General features: G+C 52.5%; 11 protein-coding genes. All 11 read left to right on the top strand.

What is annotated here, in order from left to right; translation table 11 throughout:
• The first annotated feature begins 86 nt into the window (after positions 1-86).
• The 11 genes from metH (at position 87) to RB620_RS01420 (ending at position 15,315) form a co-directional block, all read left to right on the top strand.
• Positions 87-3,467 (top strand): methionine synthase, encoded by a 3,381-nt coding sequence (gene metH, locus RB620_RS01470; RefSeq protein ID WP_374121348.1) that lies wholly within the window; start codon positions 87-89, stop codon positions 3,465-3,467.
• Positions 3,468-3,584: 117 nt separating this feature from the next.
• On the top strand, positions 3,585-4,550 hold the full coding sequence (gene rnz / locus RB620_RS01465; protein ID WP_308091731.1) for a ribonuclease Z: 966 nt from the start codon (positions 3,585-3,587) through the stop codon (positions 4,548-4,550).
• Between the two features lie 260 nt (positions 4,551-4,810).
• Positions 4,811-5,473, top strand: a complete 663-nt coding sequence (locus tag RB620_RS01460; RefSeq protein WP_308091730.1) for a FadR/GntR family transcriptional regulator — start codon at positions 4,811-4,813, stop codon at positions 5,471-5,473.
• Positions 5,457-6,653, top strand: coding sequence for an MFS transporter (locus RB620_RS01455; protein ID WP_308091729.1), 1,197 nt, complete (start codon positions 5,457-5,459; stop codon positions 6,651-6,653). Before RB620_RS01460 ends, RB620_RS01455 begins: the two co-directional genes overlap by 17 nt.
• A 98-nt stretch (positions 6,654-6,751) precedes the next feature.
• Complete coding sequence (locus RB620_RS01450; protein ID WP_308091728.1) at positions 6,752-9,001, top strand: DEAD/DEAH box helicase; 2,250 nt, start codon at positions 6,752-6,754, stop codon at positions 8,999-9,001.
• Positions 9,002-9,092: 91 nt separating this feature from the next.
• The gene (locus tag RB620_RS01445) at positions 9,093-10,448 is read left to right on the top strand and encodes a ribonuclease H-like domain-containing protein (RefSeq protein ID WP_308091727.1); all 1,356 of its coding nucleotides are present in this window, start codon (positions 9,093-9,095) and stop codon (positions 10,446-10,448) included.
• Positions 10,445-11,272 carry a TIGR01457 family HAD-type hydrolase gene (locus RB620_RS01440; RefSeq protein ID WP_308091726.1) on the top strand — a complete coding sequence of 276 codons (828 nt, stop codon included), beginning with the start codon at positions 10,445-10,447 and terminating at the stop codon, positions 11,270-11,272. The genes RB620_RS01445 and RB620_RS01440 overlap by 4 nt, the downstream gene beginning before the upstream one ends.
• Before the next feature lie 63 nt (positions 11,273-11,335).
• Positions 11,336-12,142 (top strand): Fpg/Nei family DNA glycosylase, encoded by an 807-nt coding sequence (locus tag RB620_RS01435; RefSeq protein ID WP_308091725.1) that lies wholly within the window; start codon positions 11,336-11,338, stop codon positions 12,140-12,142.
• Positions 12,143-12,197: 55 nt separating this feature from the next.
• On the top strand, positions 12,198-12,530 hold the full coding sequence (locus RB620_RS01430; RefSeq protein WP_308091724.1) for a cyclic-phosphate processing receiver domain-containing protein: 333 nt from the start codon (positions 12,198-12,200) through the stop codon (positions 12,528-12,530).
• A gap of 53 nt (positions 12,531-12,583) precedes the next feature.
• Complete coding sequence (locus RB620_RS01425) at positions 12,584-13,600, top strand: SAM-dependent methyltransferase (protein WP_308091723.1); 1,017 nt, start codon at positions 12,584-12,586, stop codon at positions 13,598-13,600.
• 128 nt (positions 13,601-13,728) lie between these two features.
• Positions 13,729-15,315: a protein kinase domain-containing protein gene (locus RB620_RS01420; RefSeq protein ID WP_308091722.1), complete on the top strand. Its 1,587-nt coding sequence runs from the start codon at positions 13,729-13,731 to the stop codon at positions 15,313-15,315.
• The last annotated feature ends 45 nt before the right edge of the window (positions 15,316-15,360 follow it).

The following is a 15,360-nucleotide window of genomic DNA, read 5'->3' as shown; positions in this document are numbered from 1 at the left end:
AACGATTTTGGGAAGGGTGTAGCAATTTGTCGAGACAGACCTTACAACAAGCGCTGCAGGAACGGATTCTCATTTTGGACGGCGCAATGGGCACCATGATCCAGCAAGCCAATCTGACGGAGGACGACTTCGGAGGCGCCGAGCTTGACGGCTGCAACGAAATGCTCGTTCTAACGCGTCCTGACGTTATCCAATTGATTCATGAGCAGTACCTGGAAGCCGGAGCGGACATCCTAGAGACGAATACGTTTGGAGCAACGAGCGTCGTCCTTGAGGATTACGACATCCCGGAGAAAGCTAGGGAAATTAACTTAGCCGCGGCGAAGCTCGCAAGAGACGCAGCGGATAAATACAGTACGCCGGACAAGCCGCGTTACGTGGCGGGAGCCCTCGGTCCGACGACCAAAACATTATCCGTTACGGGCGGCGTTACCTTTGACGAGCTGGTCGAGAGCTACTACGAACAAACGCTTGCGCTTATCGAAGGCGGAGTTGACGCCATTCTGCTTGAGACGTCGCAAGACACGCTCAACGTCAAGGCGGGCAGCATCGGCGTGCGCAATGCGTTCGAAAAGTTAGGCACCGTGCTCCCGATTATGATTTCGGGCACGATTGAGCCGATGGGAACGACGCTTGCGGGTCAAACCATCGAATCGTTTTATATATCGCTCGAACATTTGAACCCGATCTCGATCGGACTGAACTGCGCGACAGGCCCCGAATTCATGCGCGACCATATCCGCACGCTTAGCGAAATCGCGGATACAGCGGTCAGCTGTTATCCGAACGCGGGATTGCCGGACGAGAACGGCCATTACCACGAATCGCCCGAGTCGCTTGCGAAGAAGTTGGCCGCTTTCGCCGAGCAGGGCTGGCTGAACATCGCCGGCGGCTGCTGCGGCACGACGCCCGCTCATATTCGGGCTTTGGCCGAGACGATGGCGGGTTACTCGCCTCGTCCCGCGAACGGAACGCATCCGGATGCGGTATCCGGCATCGATACCGTCTTCATCGAATCGGACAACCGCCCTTATATGATCGGCGAGCGAACGAACATTTCCGGCTCGCGCAAGTTCAAGCGGCTCATTAAGGAAGAGAAGTTCGATGAAGCGTCCGAGATCGCCCGCGCCCAGGTCAAGGGGGGCGCCCATGTCATCGACATCAACCTGCAGGATACCGACATCGATGAGGAGTATGCCGTTCATCAGTTCCTGCCTCAAGTCGTCAAGAAAATCAAAGCGCCGCTCATGCTGGACTCGACGTACGATCATATCATCGAGCTCGGGCTCAAATATTCGCAAGGCAAAGCGATCATCAACTCCATCAACCTCGAGGACGGGGAGTCGAAATTCGAGAAAATCGTTCCGCTCATTCACCGATACGGCGCGGCTGTCGTCATGATCCTCATCGACGAGCGCGGGCAAGCCGTGTCCCGCGAAGCGAAGATGGAGGTCGCGGACCGCTCCTATAATCTGCTGGTGGAGAAATACGGCGTGAAGCCTGAAGATATTATTTTCGACCCGAACATGTTCCCGATCGGCTCCGGCGACCCGCAATATATCGGTTCAGCCGTAGAGACGCTCGAAGGCATCCGGATGATCAAGGAGAAGTATCCGAAGGCGAAGACGATTCTCGGATTAAGCAACATCTCGTTCGGTCTGCCGGATGCGGGCCGCGAGGTGCTGAACTCCGTTTACCTCTACCACGCGACCAAGGCGGGGCTCGATTACGCGATCGTGAACACCGAGAAGCTGGAACGTTACGCGTCCATACCGGAAGAGGAACGCAAGCTAGCGGAGGACCTGATCTACCAGACAAACGACGATACGCTTGCGGCGTTCGTTGCGGCGTTCCGCAATAAGAAGGTCGAGAAAAAGGAAAAAATATCGACTTTGTCGCTGGAGGAGCGGCTTGCTTCTTATATCGTGGAAGGCACGAAAGAAGGGCTTATTCCGGATCTGGACGAGGCGCTGGCGAAATACGCACCACTCGACATCATTAACGGACCGCTCATGCGCGGCATGGAAGAAGTAGGCCGTTTGTTCAACAACAACGAGCTGATCGTCGCCGAGGTGCTGCAGAGCGCGGAGGTCATGAAAGCTTCCGTGACGCACTTGGAGCAATTTATGGAGAAGAACGAAAGCTCCGTCAAAGGAAAAATCATACTCGCGACGGTAAAAGGCGATGTCCATGACATCGGCAAAAACCTGGTCGAAATCATTTTGTCAAACAACGGATACAAAATCATCAACTTGGGCATAAAAGTACCGCCTGAGCAACTCATCGAAGCTTACCGCAACGAAAAGGTCGATGCGATCGGATTGTCCGGCCTGCTCGTCAAATCGGCGCAGCAAATGGTCATTACCGCACAGGATATGCGCAACGCCGGCATCGACGCCCCGATTCTGGTCGGAGGCGCGGCGCTGACTCGGAAGTTCACCAAGACGAGAATCGGTCCCGAATACGACGGACTTGTGCTTTATGCCAAGGACGCTATGGATGGTCTCGATATCGCGAACAAGCTGATGGATCCGGAGCATCGCAAGCGGCTCGAGGAAGAACTCGCGGCGTACAAGGCTTCCGGAGCGGCCATCGAGGAAACGGAAAAGCCGATGCCTCAGTTGACGCGCGCAGTCCGGTCCAAAATATCGCCGGATGCGCCGGTGTTCGCTCCGCCAGATACGGATCGCCATGTCCTTCGCGACGTTCCGATTCCGCAAATCGTACCTTACGTGAACATGCAAATGCTGCTCGGTCACCATTTGGGACTTAAGGGAACCGTGGAGAAGCTGCTTGCCGAAGGCAACGATAAAGCCGTTCAGCTCAAAGCGACGGTTGACGAGATCATGCGCGAAGGCGGCAAGGAAGGGTATTTGCGCGCGAACGGGATGTACCGTTTCTTCCCGGCGCAATCTTCCGGCAATGACGTCATTATTTACGATCCCGCGGATCACGCGAAGGAAATCAAACGGTTTACGTTCCCGCGCCAGCAGGTGGAGCCTTTCCTCTGCCTGGCCGACTTCCTCAAATCGACGGACAGCGGCGTGATGGATTACGTCGGGTTCCTGGTCGTGACGGCAGGCGAAGGTATCCGCGAGCTTGCAGGCAAGTGGAAGGACAGCGGCGACTATTTGCGCTCCCACGCGCTTCAATCGGTTGCCCTCGAAGTGGCGGAAGGATTGGCGGAGCGCGTCCATCATATGATGCGCGACATTTGCGGATATCCGGATCCGGCGGATATGACGATGAAGCAGCGCCACGGCGCCCGCTACCAAGGAATTCGCGTGTCGTTCGGTTATCCGGCGTGCCCGAATCTCGAGGATCAAGGACCGTTGTTCGAATTGCTGAAGCCGGAGGATATCGGCGTTGAGCTGACCGAAGGGTTCATGATGGAGCCGGAAGCATCCGTCTCAGCCATGGTATTCGCGCATCCGGAAGCGCAATATTTTAACGTGGAGAAAGTATAGTTTCATGGAAAGATAGCGAGAGCCTTCCGCGAACCGGTGAATGATGCCCGGGGCGCGGAGGGCTCCTTTGTCACCATTGTGAAATCGAGACACGGTAAACAGCGAGGGGTATTGCTTATGAAATTATGGTTTATGGGAACCGGGGCAGGCAGGCCAAACAAACACCGGAACGTAACGAGCGCGGCGCTGCAGCTCCCGGAACCGCATTGCGCCTGGTGGCTGTTCGACGCGGGCGAAGCGACGCAGCATCAATTGATGAAGCTGCCTCTCAAGCTGAGCAAGCTCGAGAAAATTTTCATCACGCATCTTCATGGCGATCATCTGTACGGGCTTCCGGGATTGCTCAGCACCCGCTCGTTCGACGGAGGCGTCAGCAAGGTGGAGATGTATGGACCGTCCGGGCTCAAACATTACATCGAGACGGTATTCGGCCTTACGGGAACAACGCTCGACTACGAGCTCGAAATCCACGAGCTGGACGAGCAGACGGACGGCAACCCGATCTTCAAGGACGATTGCTTTAAGGTCGAGGCGAAACCGCTTGTACACCGCGTGCCTTGTTTCGGTTACCGGATTACGGAAAGAGACGCGCCGGGCCGTCTGCTGACGGACAAGCTGCGAGAGCTGGGCGTCGAAGCCGGGCCTTTGTACGGAAAGCTTAAACGAGGAGAAGCCGTCACGTTAGCCGACGGACGTGTCGTCTCGCCAAGCTCCGTGACCGACGGCATCATACCTGGGCGGATCGTAACCGTGCTTGGCGATACGTGTCCTTGCGACAACGTCCGGGAGCTGGCTCGAGGCGCGGATTTGCTCGTGCATGAAGCGACGTTCGCGGCGGGGCTCGAGGCGAAGGCTCATGAATTCGGGCATAGCACGACGACCGAAGCGGCCGAAGCCGCGCGTGATGCGGGCGCGAAGCAGCTCGTCATGACCCATTTTAGCGGGAGATACGGCAACGAGGAGCTTGCGAAGCTGGAGCTCGAGGCGCGTGAGATCTTTCCGAACAGCATGGCAGCGCTGGATTTGGGTTGTTTCGAGATCGAACGGAAGGGCAGCGAGACGGAAGGCAGCTGCGCGGAATAAGCGTTCAGGAACGAACGTATATTCTCAGATCGGATGGGAGAATGGCTGGCTACGATTTTCTAAAAATAGAGGTAGATACAAACACACGAAAAGCAGCTTAATAAAGCTGCTTTTTCGCGTCCTCTGTAATTTTGGCTAACCCTTCGCTGGTCATGGCTCGGCAACTGGGCTATTCTTATAGACATCAGACGTCTGATGTCTTATATTATTATTAAAGACGTCTGACGTCTGACGACATTTAATCTGAAAAGGAGCTTACCATGCTGCAAGATCATAAAAAGCCAAAACGTCTAGCTGATAAAGTAATAATTGATTTGAAACAGAAAATTGTAGACAAAATTTATAATTATGGTTACAAACTACCTTCAGAATTTGACCTAATGAAGGTATATGAAGTAGGACGTTCTACAATCCGCGAAGCTATCAAGATTCTTATACACGCAGGGTACTTAGAAATCAAACACGGTCAAGGAACATTTGTAATATATAACGAAGCAGAGGAAAAACAAAACCTCATCCTACATGGGGGGCATATCGTTGAAACAAGACTTATTCTTGAACAGGCCATAATAAAGCTAGCAGTAAAGCGGAGAACTGAGGATGATTTAATTTTGCTTAGGGAAACTTTAGATCGTCGAAATGCGGCCCTTCTTGATGGGAATTATTACGTATACATTCAAGAGGACATAGCATTCCATACGGCGATTGCAAAAGCTGCAAATAACGAATCCTTGTATCAAATTTACCAGGAATTCAGCAAACTTCTTTCCATCCACTTGAACCGGTTTTTGTTGAATGTTCCTGATTATAAAGATAATACTGCCATCCATGAACAGATTTTTACATCCATATACGAGCAGAATGAAAAAAATGCGTTGGAATGTGTAGCAGCCAATATCGAAGCTAATGAACAAAATGAATAAGGTAAGTTTAACCATTCTAACAGTAGCAGCTATTCTGCTGGTTTCCATGAACATGAGACCTGCTATTACATCCATTGCTCCGCTTCTGGAAACGATACAGGCAAAATTAAGTCTTAATAGCACGGTGGTAAGTTTGCTAACAGCAATACCTGTTATTTGCATGGGGTTGTTTGCTCCGCTGGCGCCGATATTAAGCAGACGAATTGGTTTCGAACGAGCTGTAAGTTATTGTTTAATTCTCATAGCTATTGCGACTGGTTTGCGGTATTTCGCTTCCAATGCTTTGGTAATGTTAGCTTCCACGGCAATTATTGGGGTAGGTTTAGCAGTTGCAGGTCCTTCTATTTCTGGATTTATTAAAAAGTATTTTCCTCAACAGGTTGCTTTAATGATTGGTGTTTATTCAATTGGTATTGGCCTGGGAGCATCACTTGGCGCGGGAATCACTGTTCCATTACAACATATTTTTAATGTCAAATGGACGTTTGCTTTAGCAGGCTGGGGATTGCTAGCATTACTTTCGCTTTTCATCTGGTTATATGCAACTAAGGAAGCAAGGGCTAATATTTCTGGTCAATCAAATAAGAAAAAATTCCCTTGGCGTAATAAACGCGCTATTCTCATCATGGTCTTTTTTGGATTGCAAGGAAGTTTAAACTATTCAGTAACAGCATGGATAGTCCCCGTCTCACAAAAGAATGAACTTTCATTAACAGCTGCTGGGACGGTTATTACATTGTTTTCTTTAGTTCAAACGGCAACAGGATTTATAATACCCGCACTCGTAAGTAAATTTCCGAATCGTCTGGTGTGGATGTTATCTTCATCGTTTGTTACACTAATCGGTCTTACTTTACTAAGTTTTGTTAGGTATGAGTTCATTCCTTGGACAAGTGCAGTCTTACTTGGTGTGGGTTCAGGCGCATTATTTTTCTTAGCATTGCTTCTGCCTTTAGACTACACCAATAATGCAGAGGACGCTGGGGCTTGGACTTCTATGGTGCAATGTGGAGGATATATGATTGCAGGGTTAGGACCTGCTTTAACAGGCTGGATTGTTGATATAACGAATAGCTATAAATACGCATTTGTAGTAATGTCAATATTGTGCGTATTCATGATATTGTTATGCTTTTCCTTGTATAGAAGCGGTGACGCTCGAGAGGAGATTACTGCGTAATGATGACGTTCTAAGTCTTGGCATTCGCCAGGGCTTTTATATTTTTCAAGGGACATTTATACTAAGGACAAGTGTTCTAGTGTTAAGGGGTGAATTCATTGTTTCGGAAAAAGACGCTTCCCCAGCTTATAGAGGAATTGCGGGGAAATGAAAATATTATCAACTGGCATGAGATACAGCCGCAGGAAGCAAAAACAAGGCCTATCCCTGAAAGCGTAGACCCGCGTATTAAAGCTGCCCTGGAAAAACGCGGCATTGCAGAACTTTACACGCACCAGCACACAGCCTATGAAACGATTCGTAAAGGGGAAAACATCGTCGCTGTCACGCCAACAGCTTCGGGTAAGACATTATGCTATAACCTACCTGTGTTGCAGGCCATAGCGGAAGACGACGGCAGCCGCGCGCTTTATTTGTTCCCGACGAAAGCCCTGGCACAAGACCAAAAAAGCGAACTAAACGAAATCATAGACGAAATGGGCATTGATATAAAAAGCTTCACATATGACGGGGATACCGCCCCGGCCATTCGGCAGATCGTTAGAACAGTCGGGCATATCGTTATTACTAATCCCGATATGCTACATTCGGCAATACTTCCGCATCATACGAAATGGGTAAGCCTGTTTAGCAATCTGAAATATATCATTATAGATGAATTGCATACATACAGGGGCGTATTCGGCAGCCATGTAGCCAACGTAATAAGAAGGCTTAAGCGTATTTGCAAATTTTACGGAAGCAATCCCTTATTTATATGTACGTCTGCAACCATCGCCAACCCGAAGGAATTGGCCGAACAGTTAACCGGCCAGCCTATGCGCCTAATCGCCGACAACGGCGCGCCCAGGGGAAGGAAGCACTTCGTTTTCTATAACCCGCCTATCGTGAACAAGCCGCTGAACTTGCGTAAAAGCTCTACGGTAGAAGTAAACCAGCTGGCGAAACAATTTCTTTCCAATAAAATACAGACTATCGTTTTTGCCCGCAGCCGGGTAAGGGTTGAAATTATCTTAAGCCATCTACAGGAACTGGTTAAAAACGAAATCGCGGCTAAGTCAATTCGCGGCTACCGGGGAGGCTACCTTCCGAGCCAGCGCCGGGAAATCGAAAAGGGGCTGCGGAACGGCGACATTCTAGGGGTAGTCAGTACGAACGCCTTAGAATTGGGGGTAGACATCGGGCAGCTGCAAGTTTGCGTCATGACGGGATACCCCGGCAGCGTCGCCAGCACATGGCAGCAAGCAGGCCGGGCAGGCCGACGACATGGCGAAGCCCTAGTCTTAATGGTTGCCAGCAATACGCCTATTGACCAGTATATCGTCCAGAATCCCGAATACTTCTTCGACCGTTCCCCGGAGTCGGCAAGGATTAACCCGGAAAACTTGCTTATCCTGGTTGACCATATACGCTGCGCTTCGTATGAACTGCCTTTTAAGCAGGGGGAACAATACGGCCCCGGAGAGATAGAAGAAGTCTTAGAGTACCTTGTAGAAGAAAGGGTATTACATCGGGCAGCGGATACATTCTATTGGGCGAACCAGTCTTTCCCGGCCAGCGAAGTAAGTCTGCGGTCTGCGGCACAGGAAAACGTCGTTATCATAGATCAATCGGATATAGCGAACGTAAAGATTATCGGGGAAATGGACCGCTTTAGTGCAATGACCTTGCTTCACGACGAAGCAATCTACTTGCATGAAGGCGTACAGTTTCAAGTCGAAAAGCTGGACTGGGAACACAAAAAGGCCTATGTCCGCGAAGTCGATGTAGAATATTACACCGACGCGAACCTGGCCGTTAAGCTTAAGGTTCTGGACATTGACAGGACCGAGAGCAGGCGTGTTTCTTCTATTAACTTTGGAGATTTACAGGTAAATGCCATGCCGACAATTTTTAAGAAAATCCGTTTATCGAGTTTCGAAAATATCGGATATGGGCAAATCAATTTACCCGAAGAAGAACTGCACACCAGCGGGACATGGATAGAGTTAAAGGAAGTCGATTCGGGTATTGACACAAAAACGCTGGAACAGCTGCTAATGGGTATAGCCAATGTGCTAGGGCATATCGTACCTATACATGTAATGTGTGACCGTAACGATATTCACGTTGTTTCTCAGATTCGGGCCGAGCATACGCAATTACCTACCTTATTTATCTATGACCACTACCCCGGCGGCATTGGGTTAGCGGAAGACGTATACAAACGCTTCGATGAAGTTAAAGCCGCTGCGAAGCACTTAATAAAAAGATGCCCATGCTCCGATGGCTGCCCTTCCTGCATTGGAACAGAAATCGAAGGGCTGAATGCCAAGCAGAAGGCAGTAGAAATGCTGGGGTACATATAATGAAAAAACATGCTTCTGTACCCCCATTAATTAAAATCCGGCTGCGCACGCACGAAAACATAGGTAAGGAAGCGGGTGCGAGCGAATGAGCATGAGGGACAGAATGAACCGGCTGCGCGGAACGGGAGGCGCCGTCTCTGGCGGAACGGGGAGCGACGGCGATCCGAATGCCGTTGCGACTGGAACGATAGCGGAAGAGCAGCCAGCAGAATCGTCCGAGCGAACTGACATTGGTAAAAGCGAGCCGCCCGAGAGCCTCCATCCGGCATGGTCTTCGTTCGGCGTCACCCTTCGACGGACGGCCAAAGGGGATTATTTGCTCCGAAGGTCGGAATATACGCTAACCCATCGCCATGGAACTCATGCGTTAGGAGAGTTAGCAGAGGCGGCTCCCGGCCTGACGGGATTCCATGCCGACCTCCCGACCGTCGATCCGGAACAAGTGCTCTACTTGGACCTGGAGACGACCGGACTCGGCGTGGGGGCTGGGAATATTCCGTTCATGATCGGACTCGCTTTTCTCCAAGGGGATCGATTCGTGGTAGAGCAGTCGCTCATACGGCATCCCGCCGAGGAGTATGCCATGCTGCATGATTTGGAAGAAAGACTGCGCAATTATCGGTATTTGGCCACATATAATGGAAAGACCTTCGACTGGCCGCTCGTGCAGAATCGGATGATCATGAACGCGATCGGACGAACGATCAGGCAGCCGAGGCATTTGGACTTCCTCCATCCGTCCCGCTCGGTGTGGCGCAATACGCTGGCGTCCTGCAAGCTAAGTTATATCGAAGAAGAGCGGCTCGGCATCACCCGAACGGAAGATGTCCCCGGATCGCTCGCTCCGCAGCTTTATTTTCAATTCCTTGCGGATGGCAATCCAGCCCCGCTGGAAGGCGTATTCACGCACAACGAGCTTGATCTTCTGTCCCTCGCATGCCTGTCGATCCGCTTCGGCCATCTATTGAAGGAAGATATCTTTCGCCGCATTCCGTATCCGGAGGAAACCGAAGAGCTCATAAGAACCGGGCTTTGGCTGGAGAAGATGGGGAAGAGCGGTCTGACCGAAGAGTTGTACGGCATCGCGGCGGAGCATCACGAACCTTCGCCGTCTTCTCTCATGATGTTGGCCGCAAGAGACAAGAAGGCTGGTAATTGGGAACGCGCTGTGGTATTGTGGCAGAAGGTTATTTCTCGAACGAACGATTCCATACTACCTGCAGGACAGGAAGCCTGCATTGAACTATCGATGTATTATGAACACAGGACAAAAGAGTTGGAATTGTCGCTTCAACATGCAAGGACCGCTTTTGCGAGACATGAGCGCATGTACGGCGGACATCGCCGCGACGCGAAACGTTCGGCCGAGATGCAGAATATCCGCAAGCGGATTCAAAGAATCGAGAACAAAATGATCAAACTAGAATCGGGAGCATTGCCATCATGAACATACAATCTATACCGGCCATAAAAGGCTTATTAATCGATTTGGACGGCACGATGTACCAAGGTACACGTCCCGTGGAAGGAGCCGACCAGCTTATCCGTTTCTTAAAAAGCTCGAACATCGCGTATCGCTTCGTCACGAACAATTCCTCCGCGACGCCGGAGGATGTGGCTGCCCGCCTTAACGGCATGGGCATTCCGGCGGAACCGCAGGATGTGTGCACCTCCGGGCAAGCGGCGGCGGTCTATATCGCTGAACGGCAGCCGGGCGCTTCCGTCTTCGTCATCGGAATGAAGGGCTTGCGCCAAGCACTGCTTGATTCCGGGCTTCAATTGACGGACGAACGTCCGGATTACGTCGTGCAAGGCATCGACCGACAGTTCACGTATGACTTGCTGGCTCGCGCCGTACGCCATATCCGGGAAGGCGCTCCCTATATCTTGACGAACCCGGATTTGCTCGTCCCTTCGACGGACGGACTAGTCCCGGGCGCCGGCTCGATCAGCGCCATGTTAAGGGCTGCAAGCGGTACGGAGCCGATCGTGATCGGCAAACCTTCATCAATTCTGATGGACTACGCGCTGAAGCAGATCGGGTTATCGGCGCAGGATACATGGGTCGTCGGCGATAATCTCGCGACGGACATCGCCGCGGGCAAAGCTTCCGGTTGCGGGACGATGCTTGTGCTTACAGGCCTCACGACGCGCGACAATTACGACGGTTACGCAAGGGCGGCCGGCTGCGAGCCCGATCGAATTTATGAGACGCTCGACGCGCTGACCGAAGAGATCGCAGCCATGCTGGAACTCAATAAGACCGTGTAAAGAAATTGTTTTTCGAACAACCTTTTAATAACGTTGACATTCGCTGGGAGGTTTAAAGGCTAGATGCAGGAGCTTCCGGAACTGGAAATATACAGAGCCTTATTGGCGGAGCGATTCGCCGGCGCTACAATTACGGCAATTCAGGTTCATCCCGAATTCGATCGGGCAACCGGCGATAAGCTGGAACAGGAAATCGTTAATAAAACCGTTTGGTTCGTGGAGCGTCGGGCGGAGCTCGTCGTCTTCCATCTGGATAACGGCAAGCGGCTGACGGTCAGCTTGACGAACGATGCCTCCCTTTACGTCGGCGGCGCGAACGAGGAACTGGATGAACAGGCGACCGTCATCTTGCGATTCGACGACCGTTGCCTCTATTTATTCTGCGTTGAGGCGAAGGACGTAGCTCTTTTATCCGTGAAGGAGCTTGAGGCGTCCATGAAAGGGAAAGGCCCGGATCCGCTCGACAAACGTCTGTCGTTCGTTCGATTCGTCGACCGCTTCGCGAAAAAAAGAAGTTCCCTGAAAACCGCGTTAGTCGATCCGAACATCCTCTCGGGCATAGGTCCGGTCTACTCCGACGAAATTATGTTCGAAGCTAAGCTGCGGCCGGAGAAGAAGCTGACCGAACTGGAGCCTGAAGCGTGGGAGAGGCTGTATGCCGCGACTGGACATATACTCCGAGACGCCATCTCGCACGGGGGCGTTCGCGTTAGCCCCTTGTTCGCGAGCGACAGCTTCACGGGCGGATATCGCGAGCGGCTGCATGTGCATGGTTTGGACGGAGAGCCATGCAAGCGCTGCGGGGGAACGATCAAAAAAGTGTCCATTGCCGGACGCAAAAGCTACTGCTGCCCGGACTGTCAGAAGTGACCGCGATTGTTTGGCAAGCCGCCGAATAACATCAATTTCTGCGAGGGGGAGCTTTATGATACATGTGTACTTGGATGACTACCGCAAGTGCCCGGACGGTTTCGTGCTTGCGCGAAACGCGGAGGAGTGCAAGCTGCTAATCGATACGGAGACGATCGATATTCTATCGCTTGATTATGATCTAGGGTGGGGGCAGCCGACTGGGGATGAAGTCGTCCGCCATATTGTCAGCTCGGGGAAGTACCCGAACCGGATCTATTTGCATACGTCCAGCGCATCCGGCAGAATCCAAATGTACCATCTGTTATCGGCTTCGTTGCCCCAACATTCTCAGCTATTCGGCGGCCCGATGCCGCAGAATCTGCTGGATGAAATTGCAAACGGTTAACTGACGAACGACTTATCCAACACATAGATTATGACGAAAGAGGCCTGTCAAACGTGAGCTTATGGATCGGTACCGCCAATCAACAATATGCTTCGTATGCAATGGAGGAATTACGGCGCATGTTTCCCGGCGTCAGCTTCGCGCAGCTTGCGCCGGGAGAAGTATTCCGTATGGAATGTTCGCTCGCGAAGGAGCAAGTGCAGGAAGCGATCATTAGTCAGCCGCCCATTTTCTTGCGCCATCTGCAACCCATCGATCGGGAAGTCGTGATCGAAGGCGATGCTGGCGACTTGGAGCAGCTCTCCGATATGATTCGCAACGCAAGGCTGACGTTCATGAACCGGCGTACGGCCGTCCACATTCGCAGAAACGCCAGTTCGGCTTTCCATTATACGGCTTCCGACACGAAAGCCGTCTTGGACGCCGTGCTTGAAGAAATCGACGCGGAGCCGGTCGTCCAGGAGCCAGAAGTGATCATATCGATCTACGCGGCTAACGACCGTCTATATGCGGGGTTCGGCACGCCGGAGGAGATGCTGTCGGACTGGCCAGGCGGAGCCGTTCGGTTCCAGCGGGAAGAAGGTCAAATTTCGAGGGCGAAGTTCAAGCTGCTCGAAGCCGAGCGGACGTTCGGAATCCGCTATTCGGACTTCAAGAACGCCCTCGATATCGGTGCTGCTCCCGGCGGCTGGTCGTCGCTTCTGCTGGAGCGAGGTTTGCGCGTGACGGCCGTTGACCCGGCGGACATGCACCCTTCCCTGGGCGGGCACCCTGCGCTTACCCATCTGAAACAAAATGCGTCCGATGTATCGCTCACGCCCGAATCCTTTGATCTTCTGGTATGCGATATGAGCTGGAGTCCGATGCTGATGTGCCGTCTCGTGCTTGATCTCAAGGCCGCCCTGAAGCCTGAAGCGACGGCTGTCATTACCATCAAGCTTATGCACAAGAAGCCGCTGCAGACGATTCGGGAAGTGAAGGAACGGCTTGAGACCGGCTTCCGAGTACTTGGCGCGAAGCAGCTGTTCCATAATCGCGAAGAAATGACGTTGTATTTGAAGAAGAAGTAGGTATATGCGTATCTATATGATATAATGAAACCAATTCGATAGGCATTCGGGAAAGCATCCCGGCAGCGTCTGCTTCTTGCAGTCGCGGCCGGGATGTTTTTGTATTTTCAGAGGAGGAACAAGGTGGAATGAAAGAAACGGACGTCCTTGCGCCAGCGAACGGCATGCCGCCGATCGGCGAAGTTTTCGGAGGAAGGTATTTAGTCAATAGGATAGTCGGACAGGGCGGGATGGGCGTCGTCTATGCCGTTGAGGATACGAAGCTAGCCGGGCGGCTGCGCGCCATGAAGGTGACGCGTACGCCATCTGGCGCCGGGGCCTATTCATCGGAAGCGTCGACGCTTATGTTGCTGGATCATCCCAATCTACCGCAAATTACGGATTATTACCCTCCGGAGCAGCAAAACGGGCTGGAGGCGCTAGTCATGGAATATATCGAGGGTTACACCCTCTCGGATTGGTTGCTTGGAGGAAGCGGGAGCATGCCGTTCCACGAGCTGTTGCGGATCGGAAGGCAGCTATGTTCGGCTCTCCGTTATTTGCATGAGCAGCCTGCGCCGATCATTCATCGGGATTTGAAGCCATCCAATATCATGATCGACCGCTCGGGTGCCGTCAAGTTGATCGACTTTGGTATTTCGAGGCACTACAAGGAAGGACAACGAGGCGATACGGTACAGCTCGGTACGGTCGGCTTCGCTGCCCCGGAGCGGCATTTCGGCGGACAGAGCGACGCGAGGACGGATATTTACGGTCTTGGGGCCGTTCTCTATTGCCTAGCGGCGGGCGACGTTTCGATATTGTCGCGTTTAGGAACCGCGAGGGGCAAATTGAATGCAAACGAGCTCGATTCGTCGATTCCTCGTCCGTTTCTGGGTCTGCTGGAATGCATGCTGGAGTCGGATCCCGAGCGACGATTCCAGACGATGAAGGAAGTGGAGCTTGCGTTAAAACCATTCATGGAGCGTCTGCCGGGACCGGACCGAACCGAGGAGAACAAGAAATGGGAAACACGGATGATGACGGAGAGAAAGCAAGTGACGGTCATTGGTTTGTCAAGCGGAGCGGGGGCAACCTTCCTTGCGATTACGCTGGCCGTGCTGCTCGCCCGGCGAGGGCTCGCCGTGACCGCGGCGGAATACGGCGCGCTAGCGTCGGAATGGACGGAGCTGCTCCCCCCATCGTTCATGCAAACAAAGAAAAGCCGATCGCAGCCCGTTCGATGGATACCGGTGGACACGAGCTTCGCATCGGACCGTGAGACAAGGCTGCGCACATTCGAACGCGCGCTGCGCGGCTGCGTGAACGAATATCAGATCGTGGATATGTCGGGTGGCTGGGATCGTCCGGAAGCCGCTCATTTCATCAAGCAATCGGCCCATGTTATTGTCGTAGCCGATCCGAACGTCTATAAATGGCAGATCGAGCGGATTGAGAGGCTGGCGGAGCTGCAAGGCGATCGACAATTGCCGAATCAGCAGTGGCACTGGGTGGCAAACAAAAACGCGAGGTTCGGCGAAAACAAGCAGTGGCTGTCGATGTTTCCCGGCAAGGCCTGCGCGATTGTGCCGCTTCTGCCGCAGGAGAAGATCTGGAACGTCATCTGGAGCGGCAAGTGGCCGACCGATTACGCGCTGCTGGATCAAAAACTAGCAAGGGCTTTGCAGCCGGTATGTGAACTGATCGATAGCCGCCCCAGATCCGGCGGGCGATAGCGGATGATAAGCCGGCTTGCAATCCTCGGGCGCCTTCTTTATGAT

Origin of the sequence: Paenibacillus sp. LHD-117 (assembly GCF_030929555.1) — a bacterium.
Taxonomy (GTDB): domain Bacteria; phylum Bacillota; class Bacilli; order Paenibacillales; family Paenibacillaceae; genus Pristimantibacillus.
The sequence above is the reverse complement of the archived record's forward strand: the minus strand, read 5'-3'. Positions and strand labels throughout refer to the sequence as shown.

What these genes read in the sequence shown, in the direction of transcription:
- metH (WP_374121348.1), top strand. Translation starts at nt 87, where the DNA reads ATGGGCACCATGATCCAGCAAGCCAATCTGACGGAGGACGACTTCGGA.
- rnz (WP_308091731.1), top strand. Translation starts at nt 3,585, where the DNA reads ATGAAATTATGGTTTATGGGAACCGGGGCAGGCAGGCCAAACAAACAC.
- RB620_RS01460 (WP_308091730.1), top strand. Translation starts at nt 4,811, where the DNA reads ATGCTGCAAGATCATAAAAAGCCAAAACGTCTAGCTGATAAAGTAATA.
- RB620_RS01455 (WP_308091729.1), top strand. Translation starts at nt 5,457, where the DNA reads ATGAACAAAATGAATAAGGTAAGTTTAACCATTCTAACAGTAGCAGCT.
- RB620_RS01445 (WP_308091727.1), top strand. Translation starts at nt 9,093, where the DNA reads ATGAGGGACAGAATGAACCGGCTGCGCGGAACGGGAGGCGCCGTCTCT.
- RB620_RS01440 (WP_308091726.1), top strand. Translation starts at nt 10,445, where the DNA reads ATGAACATACAATCTATACCGGCCATAAAAGGCTTATTAATCGATTTG.
- RB620_RS01435 (WP_308091725.1), top strand. Translation starts at nt 11,336, where the DNA reads ATGCAGGAGCTTCCGGAACTGGAAATATACAGAGCCTTATTGGCGGAG.
- RB620_RS01430 (WP_308091724.1), top strand. Translation starts at nt 12,198, where the DNA reads ATGATACATGTGTACTTGGATGACTACCGCAAGTGCCCGGACGGTTTC.
- RB620_RS01420 (WP_308091722.1), top strand. Translation starts at nt 13,729, where the DNA reads ATGAAAGAAACGGACGTCCTTGCGCCAGCGAACGGCATGCCGCCGATC.